At 71.1% G+C, this 17,075-nt stretch carries 15 protein-coding genes; 12 read left to right on the top strand and 3 right to left on the bottom strand.

Translation table 11 applies throughout. The features are described 5' to 3' along the window. Positions 1-203: 203 nt before the first annotated feature. Positions 204-1,433: a DUF349 domain-containing protein gene (locus tag AB0F88_RS00190; protein WP_362675577.1), complete on the bottom strand. Its 1,230-nt coding sequence runs from the start codon at positions 1,431-1,433 to the stop codon at positions 204-206. A gap of 65 nt (positions 1,434-1,498) precedes the next feature. Continuing rightward, positions 1,499-2,359, bottom strand: a complete 861-nt coding sequence (locus AB0F88_RS00185; RefSeq protein ID WP_362675574.1) for a peptidylprolyl isomerase — start codon at positions 2,357-2,359, stop codon at positions 1,499-1,501. 147 nt (positions 2,360-2,506) lie between these two features. On the opposite strand from AB0F88_RS00185, the gene AB0F88_RS00180 reads away from it, so the two are divergent. Genes AB0F88_RS00180 through aspS form a run of 3 tightly spaced genes read left to right on the top strand, consistent with a single transcriptional unit; the run spans position 2,507 to position 6,246 of the window. Next, the gene (locus tag AB0F88_RS00180; protein WP_362675571.1) at positions 2,507-3,244 is read left to right on the top strand and encodes an MBL fold metallo-hydrolase; all 738 of its coding nucleotides are present in this window, start codon (positions 2,507-2,509) and stop codon (positions 3,242-3,244) included. Between the two features lie 3 nt (positions 3,245-3,247). Further along, positions 3,248-4,513 (top strand): histidine--tRNA ligase, encoded by a 1,266-nt coding sequence (gene hisS / locus AB0F88_RS00175; RefSeq protein ID WP_362675568.1) that lies wholly within the window; start codon positions 3,248-3,250, stop codon positions 4,511-4,513. Then, the gene (gene aspS / locus AB0F88_RS00170; RefSeq protein ID WP_362675565.1) at positions 4,510-6,246 is read left to right on the top strand and encodes an aspartate--tRNA ligase; all 1,737 of its coding nucleotides are present in this window, start codon (positions 4,510-4,512) and stop codon (positions 6,244-6,246) included. Before hisS ends, aspS begins: the two co-directional genes overlap by 4 nt. A gap of 610 nt (positions 6,247-6,856) precedes the next feature. On the opposite strand, the gene AB0F88_RS00165 is transcribed toward aspS, so the two are convergent. Then, positions 6,857-7,744 carry a peptidylprolyl isomerase gene (locus tag AB0F88_RS00165; RefSeq protein ID WP_362675562.1) on the bottom strand — a complete coding sequence of 296 codons (888 nt, stop codon included), beginning with the start codon at positions 7,742-7,744 and terminating at the stop codon, positions 6,857-6,859. Between the two features lie 200 nt (positions 7,745-7,944). On the opposite strand from AB0F88_RS00165, the gene AB0F88_RS00160 reads away from it, so the two are divergent. The 9 genes from AB0F88_RS00160 to AB0F88_RS00120 all read left to right on the top strand — a co-directional run bounded on the left by AB0F88_RS00160 (position 7,945) and on the right by AB0F88_RS00120 (position 16,992). Further along, complete coding sequence (locus AB0F88_RS00160) at positions 7,945-8,406, top strand: hypothetical protein (RefSeq protein ID WP_362675559.1); 462 nt, start codon at positions 7,945-7,947, stop codon at positions 8,404-8,406. A gap of 83 nt (positions 8,407-8,489) precedes the next feature. Continuing rightward, on the top strand, positions 8,490-9,800 hold the full coding sequence (locus tag AB0F88_RS00155) for a replication-associated recombination protein A (RefSeq protein WP_362675556.1): 1,311 nt from the start codon (positions 8,490-8,492) through the stop codon (positions 9,798-9,800). Positions 9,801-9,933: 133 nt separating this feature from the next. Next, positions 9,934-10,326, top strand: coding sequence for a DUF948 domain-containing protein (locus AB0F88_RS00150; protein WP_362675553.1), 393 nt, complete (start codon positions 9,934-9,936; stop codon positions 10,324-10,326). Beyond that, complete coding sequence (locus tag AB0F88_RS00145) at positions 10,323-10,577, top strand: hypothetical protein (protein ID WP_362675550.1); 255 nt, start codon at positions 10,323-10,325, stop codon at positions 10,575-10,577. The genes AB0F88_RS00150 and AB0F88_RS00145 overlap by 4 nt, the downstream gene beginning before the upstream one ends. Position 10,578: 1 nt before the next feature. After that, a complete protein-coding gene (gene alaS, locus AB0F88_RS00140; protein WP_362675547.1) occupies positions 10,579-13,248 on the top strand; it encodes an alanine--tRNA ligase in 2,670 nt (889 codons plus the stop codon). 52 nt (positions 13,249-13,300) lie between these two features. After that, complete coding sequence (gene ruvX / locus AB0F88_RS00135) at positions 13,301-13,801, top strand: Holliday junction resolvase RuvX (protein ID WP_362675544.1); 501 nt, start codon at positions 13,301-13,303, stop codon at positions 13,799-13,801. Continuing rightward, the gene (mltG, locus tag AB0F88_RS00130; RefSeq protein WP_362675541.1) at positions 13,798-14,835 is read left to right on the top strand and encodes an endolytic transglycosylase MltG; all 1,038 of its coding nucleotides are present in this window, start codon (positions 13,798-13,800) and stop codon (positions 14,833-14,835) included. Before ruvX ends, mltG (AB0F88_RS00130) begins: the two co-directional genes overlap by 4 nt. Positions 14,836-14,998: 163 nt before the next feature. After that, on the top strand, positions 14,999-16,171 hold the full coding sequence (gene mltG, locus AB0F88_RS00125; protein ID WP_362675538.1) for an endolytic transglycosylase MltG: 1,173 nt from the start codon (positions 14,999-15,001) through the stop codon (positions 16,169-16,171). Next, positions 16,168-16,992, top strand: a complete 825-nt coding sequence (locus AB0F88_RS00120; RefSeq protein WP_362677871.1) for a shikimate dehydrogenase — start codon at positions 16,168-16,170, stop codon at positions 16,990-16,992. The genes mltG (AB0F88_RS00125) and AB0F88_RS00120 overlap by 4 nt, the downstream gene beginning before the upstream one ends. Positions 16,993-17,075: the final 83 nt, after the last annotated feature.

Here is a 17,075-nt window from a genome sequence, read left to right as displayed (position 1 = left end):
CCCGTACGGCGGGCCTCTCCGGCGACCCCGCCCCGCCCCGCCCCGTCCCGTACGGCCTCTCCGGCGACCCCGCCCGTCTCGCGACCGGCTCGGGCGTGCCCGTCCGCCCCGCCACAGGCGGCGGGGCCGCGGGGAGCACTCCCGTGGTGGGAGTGTCCCCGCGGCCCCGGGGTCGCGTCGTCAGCCGGTGACGGCGCCGGGCGTCAGGAGAACTCGGCGAGCGTGCGCTCCGCCTCCTCCAGCCAGGAACGGCGGGCGGCCAGGGCCTCCTCGGAGTCCTTGACGTCCTTGTCCTTGCCCGCGTCCCTGGCCTTGGCCAGGCGGCCCTCCAGCTGCGCGATCGACTTGCGCAGCTGGTCGACCGTGTTCTGGGCGCGGGCGCGGGCCTCGGGGTTGGAGCGCTTCCACTCCGTCTCCTCGGCCTTGCGGACCGCCTCGTCGATCTTGCGCAGGCCACCCTCCAGGCGGTCGCGCTGTTCGCGCGGGACCGGGCCCGCGGCCTCCCAGCGCTCCAGGAGGTTGCGCAGGGCACCCCTGGCGGCGCGGGCGTCGGTGACCGGGAGGATCTTCTCCGCCTCGACCAGGAGCTGCTCCTTGATCTCGGCGTTGGCCGCCAGCGAGGCGTCGCGCTCGGCGAAGACGGCCGACCGCGCCTGGAAGAACTGGTCCTGGGCACCCTTGAAACGGCCCCAGAGCTCGTCCTCGACCTCGCGGGAGGCCCTGCCCGCCGTCTTCCACTCCTGCATCAGCTCGCGGTAGGCGGACGCGGTGGCGCCCCAGTCGGTGGACGAGGCCAGCGTCTCGGCCTCGGCCACGATGCGCTCCTTGGTGGAACGCACGCCCTCACGCTGCTCGTCCAGCCCGGCGAAGTAGGCCTTGCGCCGCTTGGCGAAGGCCGTACGGGCCGCCGAGAGGCGCTTCCACAGCGCGGCCTCGGTCACCCGGTCGATGCGCTCGGCGGCCTTCCACTCCTCGATCAGCTGGCGCAGCCGCTCGCCACCGGTCTTCCAGTGGGTCGTGTCGTCGGCGATGCGCTCGGCCTCGGCGACGATCCGCTCCTTGACGCCCTTGGCCTCGGCCCTGGCCACGTCGCGAGCCGCCTTGACCTCCTCCCGGCGCTGGGCGACCAGCTCCGTGAGGGCGTTGAGGCGGTTCAGCAGCGCGTCGAGATCGCCGACCGCGTGCGCGTCGGTGATCGCCTCGCGAAGCTTGACGATCGTCGCCTCGGCCTGGGCGGGTGGCAGGTCGGTGCCGCGGACCCGCTGTTCCAGCAGGGCGACCTGCCCGGCCAGCTCGTCGAACTTGCGATGGAAGTAGGCAAGCGCCTCCTCCGGTTCGCCGGCCTTCCAGGACCCGACGGCCCGCTCTCCCTCAGCCGTACGTACGTAGACGGTGCCGTCGTCGTCTACCCGGCCCCACGGGTCGGTGCTCACCGTGTCCTCCCGCACTTTCATCAGCCTTTCGGGACTTACCGCCCCTTGTATGTATTACGTCAGCTCTAACTGGACATTGTCACGTCTTTGATTTCGACGGTTTCCTTCGGCGCCCCGGTGCCGCCGTCCCCCGGGGGGATGAAGCCCGCCTTGTTCACCTTGTCGAGGATCTCCAGGCCCTTGGTGACCGTACCGAACGGCGTGTATTGCGCCGGCAGCTGGGTGTCGCCGTAGACCATGAAGAACTGGCTGCCGTTGGTGTCGGGACCGCTGTTGGCCATGGCCACGACGCCGCGGGTGTACTTGGCGCCCTCCAGGTTCTCGTTCACGAAGCGGTAGCCGGGCCCGCCCTGGCCGTCGGTGGGGTTCTTTCCGTCGGCCTTGGCCAGCGGGTCGCCGCACTGAAGCATCGGGAACTGGTCGGAACCCAGCCGGTGGCACTTGGAGCCGTTGAAGTACTTCTTCTGCGCCAGGAAGGCGAAGGAGTTGACCGTGCACGGGGTCTTGTCGGCCGCCACCTTGATGACGATGTCGCCCAGGTTGGTCTTCAGGGTCATCTTCTTGGGCGTCAGGTCGGCCTTCTCCGGGGGCAGGCCCACGTTCTTGGCCGGGCCGCCGCCCGCCTCCGCGACGTAGCCGCAGGTGCCGCTCGCCGGGTCGAAGGCCTTGGGCTGCGGGCCCGCGGCCTCCGAGGCGGCCGGCGAGGCGTTGTCCGACGGGGCCGGATCGGTGGTCGCGGTCGCCGTCGTGTCGGAGCCCCCCCACAGGGTCGTCGCGGCGATCACACCCGCCACCACGACCACACCGGCGAAGGTGCTGGCGACGATCGCGTTGCGCTTGGCCTTGGCCTCGCGTTCGACGCGTCGCTGCGTCTGCCGCTCGTAGTGCTCGCGCGCCAACTGCTTCTGACGCTCCTTGCCGCTCACCGCTTCGCCCTCCCGAGTGCCGAGTAGTACTTAATGAGGTGGGCGAATCGTATCGGCCAATGGGTAATGGTTCGCAGCCCGCCGACCCGCACCGGTACCCTTCGGTTACATTCCCATCCGCATTCTTGACGAGATCAGCTGAGGCAGATGCTCATCGCCGGCTTTCCCGCAGGGTCCTTCCAGACCAACTGCTACGTCGTCGCTCCCGCCGCGGGCGAGGAGTGCGTGGTCGTCGATCCCGGTCAGAACGCCGTCGGCGACCTCGACGACCTGCTGCGCGAGCACCGGCTCAAGCCGGTCGCGGTGCTGGTCACCCACGGGCACATCGACCACATGTGGTCGGTCGCCCCGGTCTGCGGCGCGCGTGACGTTCCCGCGTGGATCCACCCGGAGGACCGCGACCTGCTGTCCGATCCGGGCAAGGGGCTGTCGCTGTCGACGAAGCAGCAGATGTTCGGCGGTCTCACCTTCACCGAACCCGACGACGTGCGCGAGCTCGCCGACGGCGAGGTGCTGCGGCTGGCCGGCCTGGAGCTCACCGTCGACCACACCCCCGGCCATACCAGGGGGTCGGTGACGTTCAGGCTGCCCGGCACCGAGGAGATCCCGGACGTGCTGTTCTCGGGCGACCTGCTGTTCGCCGGCTCCATCGGCCGCACAGACCTTCCGGGCGGCGACTACCCGACCATCCTGCGCAGCCTGGCGGCCAAGTGCCTGCCGCTGCCGGAGGACACGGTGGTCCTGCCCGGCCACGGACCACAGACCACGATCGGTCACGAGCGTGCCACCAACCCGTACCTCGCGGAGGCGAAGGCGGCCGCGGGCGCGGAGCCCGCGGGTTCCGCGGACGCCGGGCACGACCGCGGCCCCGGCAGGGGACTTTAGACAATGACTTTGCAGGCGCCCAAGGGCACCTTCGACTGGCTTCCGCCGCGCTCCGAGCGGGCGCTCGCCGTGCGCGAGGCGCTCACCGCGCCCGCCCGCCGGGCGGGCTACGGCTACATCGAGACCCCGGTCTTCGAGGACACCGCGCTGTTCGTGCGCGGTGTCGGCGAGTCGACCGACATCGTCTCCAAGGAGATGTACACCTTCGAGGACAAGGGCGGGCGCTCCATCACGCTGCGCCCCGAGGGCACCGCGTCGGTGGTGCGGGCGGTCCTGCAGCACGGCCTGCACAACGGGCAGCTTCCGGTGAAGCTCTGGTACTCGGGCAGCCAGTTCCGCTACGAGCGGGCCCAGAAGGGCCGCTACCGCCACTTCTGGCAGGTCGGCGCCGAGGCGCTGGGCTCCGAGGACCCGGCGCTGGACGCCGAGCTGATCCTGCTGGCCGTCGAGGGCTACGCCGCCCTGGGGCTCACCGGGGTCCGGCTGCTGATCAACACGCTGGGCGACAGGGAGTGCCGTCCCGTCTACCGGGCCGCGCTCCAGGACTTCCTGCGTGGCCTGGACCTCGACGAGCCCACCCGGCAGCGAATCGAGATCAATCCGTTGCGCGTGCTCGACGACAAGCGCCCCGAGGTGCAGGCGCAGCTGGCCGGGGCGCCGCTGGTCGTCGACCACCTGTGCGAGGCGTGCAAGGCCTTCCACGAGGAGGTCCGCGCGCTGCTGACCGCCTCCGGCGTCGCCTACACCGACGACCCCCGGCTGGTCCGCGGCCTCGACTACTACACGCGCACCACGTTCGAGTTCGTCCACGACGGGCTCGGCTCGCAGTCCGCGGTGGGGGGCGGGGGCCGCTACGACGGGCTGAGCGAGATGCTCGGCGGGCCCGCCCTGCCCAGCGTCGGCTGGGCGCTGGGCGTCGACCGCACGGTCCTGGCCATGGAGGCCGAGGGCCTGTTCGGGGACGAGAGCGCCGAGGCGCGCGTGCAGGTGTACGGTGTGCCGCTGGGCGAGGAGGCGCGCCGCCGGATGTTCCAGCTCGTCACCGAGCTGCGCCGGGCGGGCCTGGCCGCCGACATGTCGTTCGGCGGCAAGGGCGTCAAGGGCGCCATGAAGGGTGCCGACCGCTCGGGTGCCGGCTACGCGGTGATCCTCGGCGAGCGGGACATCGCCGCCGGGGTCGCCCAGGTCAAGGACCTGGGCAGCGGGGACCAGAGCGCCGTACCGCTCGCCGAGATCGTCACGATGTTGAAGGAGAGACTGGACAAATGATCCGCACGCACGAAGCGGGATCACTGCGCGAGGAGCACACCGGGCAGCGGGTGACGCTCGCCGGGTGGGTGGCGCGGCGCCGCGACCACGGCGGCGTGGTCTTCATCGACCTGCGTGACGCCTCGGGCTCGGCCCAGGTGGTCTTCCGCGAGGAGGACGACGCCCACGGCCTGCGCGCCGAATACTGCGTCAAGGTCGTCGGAGAGGTGCGGGTCCGCCCCGAGGGCAACGAGAACTCCGAGCTGCCGACCGGCGCGATCGAGGTCGTCGCCTCCGAGGTCGAGGTGCTCAGCGAGTCCGCGCCGCTGCCGTTCCCGATCGAGGGCACCGCGGGCATCTCGGAGGAGGCGCGGCTGAAGTACCGCTACCTCGACATCCGCCGCCAGCAGGTCGCGCACGCCATGCGCATCCGCTCCCGGGCCACCTACCTCGCCCACGAGGTGATGAACGAGCAGGGGTTCACCTACGTCGAGACCCCGACGCTGACCCGCTCCACCCCGGAGGGCGCCCGCGACTTCCTCGTCCCGGTCCGGCTCCAGCCGGGCAGCTGGTACGCCCTGCCCCAGTCGCCCCAGCTGTTCAAGCAGCTTCTCCAGGTCGCCGGCCTCGAGCGTTACTACCAGCTCGCCAAGTGCTACCGCGACGAGGACCTGCGCGCCGACCGGCAGCCGGAGTTCACCCAGATCGACGTCGAGATGTCCTTCGTGGACCAGGACGACGTCATCGCGCTGGGCGAGAGGCTCATCGGCCGCATCTGGAAGGAGACGGTCGGCTACGAGCTGCCGGTGCCCCTGCCCCGGATGACCTACCGGGACGCCATGGCGCGCTACGGCTCCGACAAGCCCGACCTGCGCTTCGGCCAGGAGCTCGTCGAGATGACGGACTTCTTCGCCGACACCACCTTCCGGGTGTTCCAGGCGCCGTACGTGGGCGCCGTGGTCATGCCGGGCGGCGCCTCGCAGACCCGCAAGGAGCTGGACGGCTGGCAGGAGTGGGCCAAGTCGCGCGGCGCCAGGGGCCTGGCCTACGTGCTGGTGGGCGAGGACGGCACGCTCGGCGGGCCGGTCGCCAAGAACCTGTCGGAGACCGAGTCGTCCGGCCTGGCCGCCAAGGTCGGCGCGGCCCCCGGTGACGCGATCTTCTTCGCGGCCGGCGCCGCCTCCGCCTCCCGCGACCTGCTCGGCGCGGCCCGCCTGGAGATCGGCCGTCGCTGCGGCCTGATCGACGAGTCGGCCTGGAACTTCCTGTGGGTCGTCGACGCCCCCATGTTCGAGGAGGACGGCGAGGGCGGCTGGACCGCGGTCCACCACCCCTTCACCGGCCCCAAGCCCGAGTGGGCCGACACCTTCCAGGACCACCCCGGCGAGGCCCTGGCCTACGCCTACGACATGGTCTGCAACGGCATGGAGATCGGCGGCGGCTCGATCCGTATCCACCGGGCCGAGATGCAGCAGCGCGTCTTCGACGTGCTGGGCATCTCCAAGGAGGACGCGGAGAGCAAGTTCGGCTTCCTGCTGGAGGCGTTCAAGTACGGCCCCCCGCCGCACGGCGGCATCGCCTACGGCTGGGACCGGATCTGCATGCTCCTGGCGGGCACCGACTCCATCCGCGACGTCATCGCCTTCCCGAAGACGGCCTCCGGGTTCGACCCGCTGACCGGCGCGCCCACCCCGATCACGGTGGAACAGCGCAAGGAGGCGGGCGTCGACGGCAGGCCCAAGGCCGACGCCTGATCCGGGTCCTCCCGGATGTTCCGGGTCCTCCCGGATGTGAGGCAGCGTGAGCCGGCTGTAAGCCAGGTGTGACGAGGGCCCCCGGACGGTGTTCCGGGGGCCCTCGCCGTGCCCGGGGCCCGGAGTCGCGGGAGGTGAGCCGCGACGACCCCCGCAGTGCCCCCGCAGTGCCCCCGCAGTGCCCCTCACGCCCCTTGGCGCCCTCAATGCCCCGCAGTGCCCCTCAGCGTCCCGCAGCACCCCTCAGCGCCCCTCAGCGCCCCTCAGCGCCCCTCACGTGCCTCCTGGGCGACCGTCGGTGGGCGTCCGATCCACAAGGGCGGGGAGGTGTCGCGGCCCGCGCACGGCCACGCTGGGGTCTGTGCCGTCCGGGGCGGGTGAGGCGGGACCTGTCCGGGATGTGCGGGGCCTCTGAGATGTGCGGGGCCTCAGGGATGTGCGGAGCCAAGGCCCGGTGCGAGTGCGCGAGTGCGAATGCGTGGGGGCGAGTGCGAGTGCGAGTGCGCGGGGGCACGGGGGCATGGGCGTGTCCGGGGCGCGGACGCGAAAACGCCCCGCCGGTCGTCCGACCGGCGGGGCGTCCTGCGGCGGCGGGCCGCCGCGGTTCCGGCTAGGAGAGCCGCACGTTCTTGATGATCACCGGGATCTTGGGGGCGTTGGAACCACCGTCACCGGTGATGTCCTCGGGGTTGCTGATCCACCCGCCCTTGGCGATCTTCTCAAGGATCTCCATGCCCTGGGAGACGACACCGAAAGGCGTGTAGGCCTTCTCCACCTGCTCGGTCTCGTTCCCGAGCGAGATCCAGAACTGGCTGCCGTTCTGGTTGACGGCGTCGACGGCCTGGGCCACCGCGACCGTGCCCTTGGTGTACGGGATCCCGCCGAGGTTCTCGCTGTCGTAGACGTAGCCCGAGCTGCCCTGGCCGTCGGTCCGGTTCTTCCCGTCGGCCTTGGCCTGGGGGTCGCCGCACTGCAGCAGGCTCAGGCCGGAGTTCTCGGGAGTGGCCAGGCGGTGGCACTTGGTGTTGTCGAAGAAGTTCTTCCTGGCCAGGAACGCGAAGGAGTTGACCGTGCAGGGGGCCTGCGCGGTCGCCAGGTCGATCACGACGTCACCGTGGTTGGTGGTGATCGTCATGGTCTTCAGCTTCAGGTTCGGCCTGGTGGACGGCATGCCCACGTTCTTCGCCGGGCTGCCGCTGGTGTCCTTGCGATAGGAGCACTTCGTGCTGCTCGGATCAGCTGTGAAGGTCGGCTCCGGCGTCGCGGCCGCGGTCTCCGAGGGAACCGGTGAACTGGTGGCGGCGTTCTGGGCCTTCACGTTGTCACCGTCGTCTCCAAGGAGGGTGACCCCGGCGAACAGTCCCCCCGCGACGACGACCACCGCGGCGACGGCTCCGATCACGACGTTGCGCTTCGACGCGCTCGCCTGCTCGGCACGCTTCGCCTGCCGCTCTTTGTGTTCCCGAGCCAGCTGGCTCTGGCGGTCCTCGGCGCTCACCGCTATGTCCTCCAAGATTGATGTTCCATGGTTACGGGCTGGCGAAAAGAGTACCGGCCCCGACATGTGCTGTACGTAAGTGGAGGAATTCATCAGATGGGGACAGAGGGGAAGAGGGGATCTCTTCACACTCCCCATAACCCGCCCATGGTGGGATCCGTACTTGCTGATGATGAACCACGCACCACCGGAGCGCCCCCATGTTCGACGAGATCCTCGGTCTGCCCCTTCACCCCCTGATCGTTCACGCGGCCGTGGTCCTGACGCCGCTCCTGGCGGTGCTCGCCGCCACGTACGCGCTGGCGCCGCGCACGCGGCCCGTGCTCACCTGGGCCGTGGTCGGGCTCGCCCCGGTCGTGCCGGTGAGCGTCTTCGCGGCGCGGCAGAGCGGGGAGGCGCTGGAGGAGGGCCGCTTCGCCTCCGTCGAGGGACAGCTCGGCGAGCGCATCGCCGAGCACGCGGGCTTCGCCACCCCTCTGCTGCTGGTCACCCTCGCCCTCGGAGTGGTCTCGCTGGCCCTCGTCCACGTCACCCGCGGCGACAGGTTCGGCCGCCCGGCCGGGCTGGCGGTCTCGGCGCTGACCGTGGTCCTTGCCGCCGTGGCGCTTTACTACGTGGTACGGAGCGGGCACAGCGGCGCCGTCGCGGTCTGGGGAAGCTGAGCCCCTGCGGCCCCCGCTCCTCGTACGGCGCCCGAACGCCACGGGCGTCCGGCACGCCGCCGGGCGGCGGTACTGTCTCAGGCGTGGACAGCCTGTTCGACTCGGCGGCGGAGGAGGCCCATCGCGGCCAGGAGCCCCTGGCGGTGCGGATGCGCCCCCGGAGCCTGGACGAGGTGATCGGCCAGCGGCACCTGCTGGGCCCCGGCACGCCGTTGCGCCGCCTCGTCGAGGCCGAGGCGCCGATGTCGCTGTTCCTCTGGGGCCCTCCGGGCACCGGTAAGACCACCCTCGCCTACGTGGTGGCGGGCGTCACCAAGCGCCGGTTCGTGGAGGTCTCCGCGGTGTCGGCGGGCGTCAAGGAGGTCCGTGCGGCCATCGAGCAGGCCCGGCGCGAGCTGGGCATGTCCGGCCGCCAGACCGTCCTGTTCGTCGACGAGGTGCACCGCTTCAACAAGGCGCAGCAGGACGCCCTGCTGCCCGCCGTGGAGAACCGCTGGGTCACCTTCATCGGCGCCACCACCGAGAACCCCTTCTTCTCCGTCATCTCGCCCCTGCTGTCGCGCTCGCTGCTGCTGACCCTGGAGTCGCTGTCGGAGGACGACATCCGGGTGGTGCTGGAGCGCGCCGTCACCGACCCGCGCGGCCTGGACGGGAGGGTGAGCCTGGCGCCGGAGGCCGCCGAGCACCTGGTGCGGCTGGCCGGTGGCGACGCCCGCAGGTCGCTCACCTACCTGGAGGCCGCCGCGCTGATCGCCGACGGCGAGGTCACCGTCGAGGTGGTGGAGCGGGCGGTGGACAAGGCGGCCGTGCGCTACGACCGCCAGGGCGACCAGCACTACGACGTGATCAGCGGTTTCATCAAGAGCATGCGGGGATCCGACGCCGACGCCGCGCTGCACTACCTCGCCCGGATGATCGAGGCGGGGGAGGACCCCCGGTTCATCGCCCGCAGGATCGTCATCTTCGCCTCGGAGGACGTCGGCATGGCCGACCCCACCTGCCTGCAGGTCGCGGTGGCCGCCGCCCAGGCGGTGGAGTTCATCGGCCTGCCCGAGGGGCGGCTCAACCTGGCCCAGGCCGTCATCCACTGCGCGCTGGCGCCGAAGTCCAACGCGGTGATCAACGCCATCGGCGCGGCCGCCGAGGACGTGCGGCGCGGCAACATCGGTCACGTCCCCAACCATCTGCGCGACGCCCACTACGCCGGGGCCAAGCAGCTCGGCCACGGCAGGGGTTACAAGTACCCCCACGAGTTCGAGCACGGCCTGGTACGCCAGGAGTACGCCCCCGAGGAGCTCAGGGACCGGCGCTACTACCAGCCCACCCGGCACGGCGCCGAGGCGGGTATCGCCGACCGCTGGTCCAGGATCCGCGCGTTCCTGCGCGGGGAGTAGCCGCGGGGAGTGGTCCCGCGCCCGGGGGCGCGCGGTAAGCGGGGATGAGTGGTACCGGGCACGATAGGGTTTTGCAATCCGCCCGACCATGGCCGGGGTCACCTATGAACCTATGAGGGGAGCGGGTCCGCAGATGCTTACCGCAGGAGAGGTCGCGGGGCTGATCGCCGCGATGGCCTGGGCGATCCTGGTCTCCTTCATGGCCGTCGTCATGGTCAGGCTGGCCCGGCTGCTCACCGAGACCACCAAGATGGTCTCCCAGTTGGGCGACCGCGTCGTGCCGCTGCTGGAGGACGTCTCGGCCGCCGTCGGCGAGACCAACCGGCAGCTGGTCGCGATCGAGGCCATCACCCGCGACGTCAAGCAGGTCAGCGGGCACGTGGCCAAGGTCAGCGACGTCACCCAGAACCTGGTCACCGGGCCGATGATCAAGGTCGCGGCCCTCACCCACGGCGTTCGCAGGGCCCTGGGCTCCCGCAGGCGGGCCAGGCCCGCCGCGCAGGCTCTGGAAGGGCGTCCGCGATGATCCGCAGGCTGTTCTACATGGGGCTGGGCGCGTTCGGCGCGGTGTGGGTCATGCGTAAGCTTCAGGCACTGCACCCGAACCACCTGGCCAGGAGGGCCGCGCACAACGCCGCCGGCGCCCTGGATCAGGCACGCGACCTCGCCGCCGACGCCCTGCGGGGCGCGGCCGAGCGGGAAATCGAGTTGCGGTCCAGGTTCGGGCTCGACACCGTGGAAAACCCCTATCACTCCAACGTAAAGGATGGCCGCTGACATGGAGTCGGCAGAGATCGCCCGCCGCTTCCTGCGCTTCTTCGAGGAGCGTGGGCACACCGTTGTGCCCTCGGCCAGCCTCATCGCCGAGGACCCGACGCTGCTTCTGGTCAACGCGGGCATGGTGCCCTTCAAGCCCTACTTCCTGGGCCAGCAGAAGCCGCCCTACAAGCGGGCCGCCAGCGCGCAGAAGGTCGTGCGGACCCTCGACATCGACGAGGTCGGCAAGACGACCAGGCACGCCAGCTTCTTCCAGATGCTCGGCAACTTCTCCTTCGGCGACTACTTCAAGGAGCAGGCGATCCCGTTCGCCTGGGAGCTGCTGACCAGGCCCGAGTCCGAGGGCGGGTTCGGCTTCCCCGAGGACCGCCTCTGGGCCACCGTCTACCTCGACGACGACGAGGCCGCCGACATCTGGCGCAAGGCCGGGGTGCCGCAGGAGCGCATCCAGCGCCGCGACCTGGCCGACAACTACTGGCACATGGGCGTGCCGGGCCCCGGCGGCCCGTGCAGCGAGATCTACTACGACCGCGGCCCCGAGTACGGACGCGACGGCGGCCCGGTCGTCGACGAGAACCGCTACCTCGAGGTGTGGAACAACGTCTTCATGCAGTACCAGCTCAGCGCGGTACGCACCAAGATCGACTTTGACATCGCCGGTGAGCTGCCCGCCAAGAGCGTCGACACGGGCATGGGCCTGGAGCGCATGGCGGCGATCCTGCAGGGCGTCGACAACATCTACGAGATCGACACCACGTACAAGATCCTCGACCGGGCCGCCGACCTCACCAAGACGCGCTACGGCCGCGACGAGCGCGCCGACGTGTCGCTGCGGGTGATCGCCGACCACGTCAGGACCGGCGTGATGCTCGTCGCCGACGGGGTGCTGCCCTCCAACGAGGGCCGGGGCTACGTCCTGCGCCGCATCCTGCGCCGCGCCATCCGCAACCTGCGCCTGCTCGGCGCGGGCGAGGAGCGCTACATGCACGAGCTCACCGCCGTGACCGTCGACGTGATGGGCGAGCAGTACGCCGAGCTCAGGTCCGACGCCCCGCAGATCCACGGCGTCATCGACGCCGAGGAGGACTCCTTCCTGCGCACCCTCCGCACCGGCAGCGCGATCTTCGACGTGGCAGCCGAGGAGACCAAGCGCAAGGGGCGGGCCACGCTCCCCGCGGCCCAGGCCTTCCAGCTCCACGACACCTACGGCTTCCCGATCGACCTCACCCTGGAGATGGCCTCCGAGCAGGGGCTGCAGGTCGACGAGGAGGGCTTCCGCCGGCTGATGAAGGAACAGAGGGATCTGGCCAAGGCCGACGCCGCCTCCAAGAAGACCGGCAACGCCGACATCTCGATCTTCGGCACGCTCCTGGAGAAGACCGGCAAGGTCGAGTTCCTCGGCTACGACCACGTGACGGCCGAGGCCGAGGTCGTCGGCCTCCTCGTCGACGGCGCCTCCGTGCCCGCCGCGGGCGCGGGCACCTCGGTCGAGGTCGTGCTGGGCCGTACCCCCTTCTACGCCGAGGGCGGCGGCCAGCTCTCCGACCAGGGCGTCATCCGCACCGGCGGGGCCGAGGTGGAGATCGTGGACGTGCAGTCCCCGGTCTCCGGCGTCGTCGTGCACCGGGGCAAGGTCCGCTCGGGAGAGATCAGGGTGGGCGACCAGGCCCAGGCCGAGATCGACGTCGAGCGGCGCCGAGCCATCTCCCGCAGCCACACCGCCACCCACCTGGTGCACCGCGGCTTCCGCAACGCGCTGGGCGAGACCGCGGCGCAGGCCGGCTCGGAGAACTCGCCGGGACGCTTCCGCTTCGACTTCACCGCCGCCGGCGCCGTGCCGCCCAGCGTGCTGCGCGACGTCGAGGACGAGGTCAACGCCGTCCTCATCAACGACCTGCGGGTCAACGCCTTCCACACCTCCCAGGCGGAGGCCCGCGCGATGGGCGCGCTCGCCCTGTTCGGCGAGAAGTACGGCGACACCGTCCGCATCGTCGAGGTCGGCGAGTACTCCCGCGAGCTCTGCGGCGGCACCCACGTCGCCAGCTCCGGGCAGCTGGGCCTGGTCAAGGTGCTCGGCGAGGCCTCGATCGGCGCGGGCGTGCGCCGGGTGGAGGCCCTGGTCGGCCTCGACGCGTTCCGCTTCCTGGCCAGGGAGAGCGTGCTCGTCGCCCAGCTGTCGGAGCAGCTCAAGGCCCGCAGGGAGGAGTTGCCCGAGCGCATCGAGGGCATCGTCACCCGGCTGCGGACCGCGGAGAAGGAGCTGGGCGCGCTGCGCTCGGCCCAGGTGCTCGCCGGGGCGGGGCAGATGGCGGAAAGTGCCGTCGACCTGCACGGAGTGTCCGTCGTGACGCACCGCGCGCCTGATGGCACCTCCCCCGACGACCTGCGTAAGCTCGCGCTTGACGTGCGCGGCCGGTTCCCGGGTGATCGCGCCGCGGTGGTCGTCGTCGCCGGTGTCCCCGGTGACCGGCCGGTCGTGGTGGCCGCGGTCAACGAGGCGGGACGCGGCCGGGGCCTGAAGGCGGGCCGCCTGGTCGGTGTCGCCGCGAAGGCGCTCGGAGGTGGCGGTGGCGGCAAGGACGACGTCGCTCAGGGAGGCGGGGTGCGTCCCGAGGCGATCGGCGAGGCGCTCGCCGCCGTCGAGCAGGCGATCGCGCAGACGCTCACCTGACGAGGAACGACGCCCTCGCGCCGCGTCCGGCGCGCGGGCGGAGACGGGAACGATGAGAAACGGCATTCGGCTGGGCGTCGACGTCGGTTCGGTCCGCATCGGCGTGGCTCGCAGCGACCCCTCGGGGTTGCTGGCCACGCCGGTGGAGACCGTCCGGCGCGGTAAGGGCGACCTCGACCGGCTCGCGGAGATCGCGGCCGAGTACGAGGTCGTCGAGGTGGTGGTCGGCCTGCCGACCTCGCTCTCCGGGCGCGAGGGGCAGGCGGCGGAGGCCGCCCGCGACTTCGCGAACCGGATCTCGCTGCGGCTGGCACCCGTCCCGGTGCGGCTGTTCGACGAGCGGCTGACCACCGTCACCGCCCAGCAGGGCCTGCGGGCCAGCGGGGTGAAGGCGAAGAACCAGCGTGGTGTGGTGGACCAGGCGGCCGCCATCGTGCTGCTCCAGGCCGCGCTGGACGCCGAGCGCGCCACCGGCAGGCCCCCCGGGGTGCCCGTCGGCTCTCCTCCGGGTGGGGGGAACGCCGAGCGGCCGGGCGGCGGGACCGTTCGGTGAGCCGTCTGCGGCCGGTATGGCTGTGGGTGGCCGGGACGTCCGTGCTCGCCGTCGCCACCGGGACGGCCGGGCTCTTCGTGATCCGCCCCTATCTCGTGCCCGCCGACTTCGAGGGACCGGGTTCGGGCACGGTCGTCGTCGAGATCCCCCGGGGGGCGAGCGCGAGCCAGATCGGGCTGGTGCTGGCCGACGCCGGGGTGGTGGCCAGTGCCGGGGCGTTCGTCACGGCGGCGAAGGAGCAGTCCAGGGCGGGCACCCTGCCCCCCGGCCGTTTCAGGCTCCGCAGGGGCATGGACGCCCGGTCGGCGCTCGGCATGCTGGTGGCGCCCGGGTCGCGGGTGGTCCGCACGGTCACCGTTCCCGAGGGGCTCCGCCTGCCCGAGCTGCTCGACCGGCTCGCCGAGGCGACCGGCATGCGCCGGGCCGCCCTGGTCAGGGCCGCGGCCGACGGGCGGGCGCTGGACCTGCCCCGGTACGCCGGGAACGCCGAGGGCTTTTTGTTCCCCGCCACCTACGAGATCGAGCCGGGCACGACCGCTCCGGCCCTGCTCGCCGCGATGGTGGAACGTTACAAGCAGGCGGCGGCCCAGCTAAACCTCAGGAAACGGGCCGCGAAGAAAGGCCTGTCGCCCCGGGAGGCCGTCACGGTGGCGAGCATCGTCCAGGCGGAGGGCGGGCGGGACCCGGACTACCCGAAGATCGCTAGGGTAATCTACAACCGGATCAGGGCCCGGACGCCGCTCCAGATGGACACCACGGTGCTGTACGCACAGGGGCGCAGGACCCTGGAGGTTTCGGAGAGGGACACAGAGGTGAGGTCTCCGTACAACACCTACCTCAGGTCCGGCCTGCCGCCCGGGCCCATCGCGAACCCCGGAGAGAAGGCGTTGATCGCGGCACTCCAGCCAGATCAAGGTGATTGGTTCTGGTTTGTCACTACCGATCCGGAGCATAGAATCACGAAATTCACTGACAAAGAGAGTGAGTTTGTGAGATACCGGGAAGAGCTGAACAGATACCTCGGGAAGCGTTGATGCCCGGCGGAATACCCCCGGTTCCGCCGCAGGCGGCGACCCGCACCCGCGGTTCAGACGACGGCTCCCGGAGCACCGGGACGTCCGGCCGGGTGCCCTCCTTCGGTTCGGCACACCCGCTTGACGCCAGGCCGTCTCTAGCGGGAGATTGGCCAGCGACGCTATGAACGATCTCGATATGGACTTCCTGGTCGGTTCCGACGACGAAGGTCGGCCGCGCCGAGGATCCAACACGTCCCCAGGCCGTGACTCCGGCCGGCGTGGCCGGCGCAGGAAGCGCCGCCGCAACCGGGGCGGCTTCGTCGCCCCCATGCTCGCGATCATCATCCTGCTCGGCGGCATCGGCGCCGCCGGCTTCTACGGCTACACCTGGGTCCGCGACGTGATGACCCCCGACGACTACACCGGCCAGGGGTCGGGCGAGATCGTCGTGGAGATCAAGGACGGCCAGAGCGCCTCCGACATCGCGCAGACCCTGCAGGAGCAGGACGTGGTGAAGAGCGTCAAGGCCTTCGTCAACGCCGTCGGCGCGGCGGGCAAGAGCTCCTCCCTGCAGCCGGGCGAGTACACCATGCGCAAGCAGATGGCGGCCGCGGAGGCCGTCAAACTCCTCGACCCGGACAAGCGGCTGCGGGAGAAGATCACCCTTGAGGAGGGGCTGCGCCTGAGCGTCACCCTCCAGCGGCTCGCCAAGCAGACGGGCAAGCCGCTGCGGGAGTTCCAGCAGGCCGCCAGGAACGTCCGCGAGCTCGGACTGCCCCCCTACGCCAGGGGCAAGCTGGAGGGGTACGCCTTCCCGGCCACCTACGAGTTCACGCCCAAGATGACGGCCTCGGAGATCCTGACCAAGATGGTCGACCGCTTCAACGAGACCGCCGACAAGGACGACCTCAAGGGCAAGGCCAAGGCCCTCGGGCACACCCCGCACGAGATCATGACGATCGCCAGCATCGTCCAGGCCGAGTCGGGCACCGAAGACGACATGGGCAAGGTGGCCCGCGTCATCTACAACCGGCTCGACCGCGATCCGCCTCTCAACCTGGCGATGGACAGCACGGTGATGTACGCGCTGAACAAGGTCGGCATCGAGGCCTCCCACAAGGACCTCGAGAGCACCTCGCGCTACAACACCTACAAGTTCGCGGGCCTGCCCCCCGGGCCGATCGCCAACCCGGGCGACGACGCCATCCAGGCGGCGCTCAACCCCACCAAGGGCGACTGGCTCTACTTCGTCACCACCTGCCCGGGCAAGCGCATCACCAAGTTCGCCTCGGCGGAGTCGGACTTCTTCGCGCTCAAGCAGGAATACGAGAGGAACAAGGTGAACGGGTGCTGAGGGCGGCGGTCCTGGGATCGCCGATCGTCCACTCGCTCTCCCCGCACCTGCACCGCGCCGCCCACGAGGGCATGGGACTGCACGACTGGCACTACGAGGCGATCGAGTGCGACGAGGCCGGTCTCCCCGGCCTCCTCGACGGGCTCGACGGCGACTGGGCGGGGCTCTCGCTCACGATGCCGCTCAAGCGGGCGGTGATGCCGCTGCTCGACACCGTGTCCGAGCTCGCTGTCCAGGTGGGCGGGGTCAACACGGTGATCCTGCGCGACGGCGCCAGGCACGGGGACAACACCGACGTGTACGGCATCGTCCAGGCGCTCGCCGAGGCGGGCGTGGCCCCGCCGCGGGCGGCGACCGTCCTGGGCGGCGGCGCCACGGCGGCCTCCGCGCTGGCGGCCCTGCGCGAACTCGGCCTCGGCGAGGCGATCCTCGTGGTCCGCGACCCCGCCAGGGCGTGGGAGACCGCGGAGGTCGCCGAGCGGCTGGGCATGGACCTGTCGGTGCGGACCCTCGACAAGCTCGACACCGCGCTGGAGGTCGACCTGGTCGTCTCGACCCTGCCCTCCGGCGCGGCCGACGCCTTCGCCGGGACGCTGGCGGGCGTGCCCGCCCTCCTCGACGTGGTCTACGCGCCCTGGCCCACCCGGCCGGCCGCGGCCGTGGCAGAGCGGGGCGGGATCGTCGTCGGCGGCTTCCCGATGCTCCTGCACCAGGCGGTCCGGCAGGTCGAGATGATGACGGGCCGCGCGGACGTGCCGGTGGAGGCGATGCGCGAGGCGGGGAAGGCCGAGATCGTCAGGCGTGCCGCCCCGGCGGGGTGACCGCCGCCGCCGGGGCCGGGATGATTCTGTGTGAACGCGCTGTTGTGGTAGAGTAACGACTCGATCGGTCCGGCGTGCCTGCT

Source organism: Streptosporangium sp. NPDC023963 (assembly GCF_040639135.1).
Taxonomy (GTDB): domain Bacteria; phylum Actinomycetota; class Actinomycetes; order Streptosporangiales; family Streptosporangiaceae; genus Streptosporangium.
This window is presented reverse-complemented; position numbering and strand designations above follow the sequence as displayed.

Coding starts and splice junctions, on each gene's coding strand:
- AB0F88_RS00180 (WP_362675571.1), top strand. CDS start 2,507: ATGCTCATCGCCGGCTTTCCCGCAGGGTCCTTCCAGACCAACTGCTAC.
- hisS (WP_362675568.1), top strand. CDS start 3,248: ATGACTTTGCAGGCGCCCAAGGGCACCTTCGACTGGCTTCCGCCGCGC.
- aspS (WP_362675565.1), top strand. CDS start 4,510: ATGATCCGCACGCACGAAGCGGGATCACTGCGCGAGGAGCACACCGGG.
- AB0F88_RS00160 (WP_362675559.1), top strand. CDS start 7,945: ATGTTCGACGAGATCCTCGGTCTGCCCCTTCACCCCCTGATCGTTCAC.
- AB0F88_RS00150 (WP_362675553.1), top strand. CDS start 9,934: ATGCTTACCGCAGGAGAGGTCGCGGGGCTGATCGCCGCGATGGCCTGG.
- AB0F88_RS00145 (WP_362675550.1), top strand. CDS start 10,323: ATGATCCGCAGGCTGTTCTACATGGGGCTGGGCGCGTTCGGCGCGGTG.
- alaS (WP_362675547.1), top strand. CDS start 10,579: ATGGAGTCGGCAGAGATCGCCCGCCGCTTCCTGCGCTTCTTCGAGGAG.
- ruvX (WP_362675544.1), top strand. CDS start 13,301: ATGAGAAACGGCATTCGGCTGGGCGTCGACGTCGGTTCGGTCCGCATC.
- mltG (WP_362675538.1), top strand. CDS start 14,999: ATGAACGATCTCGATATGGACTTCCTGGTCGGTTCCGACGACGAAGGT.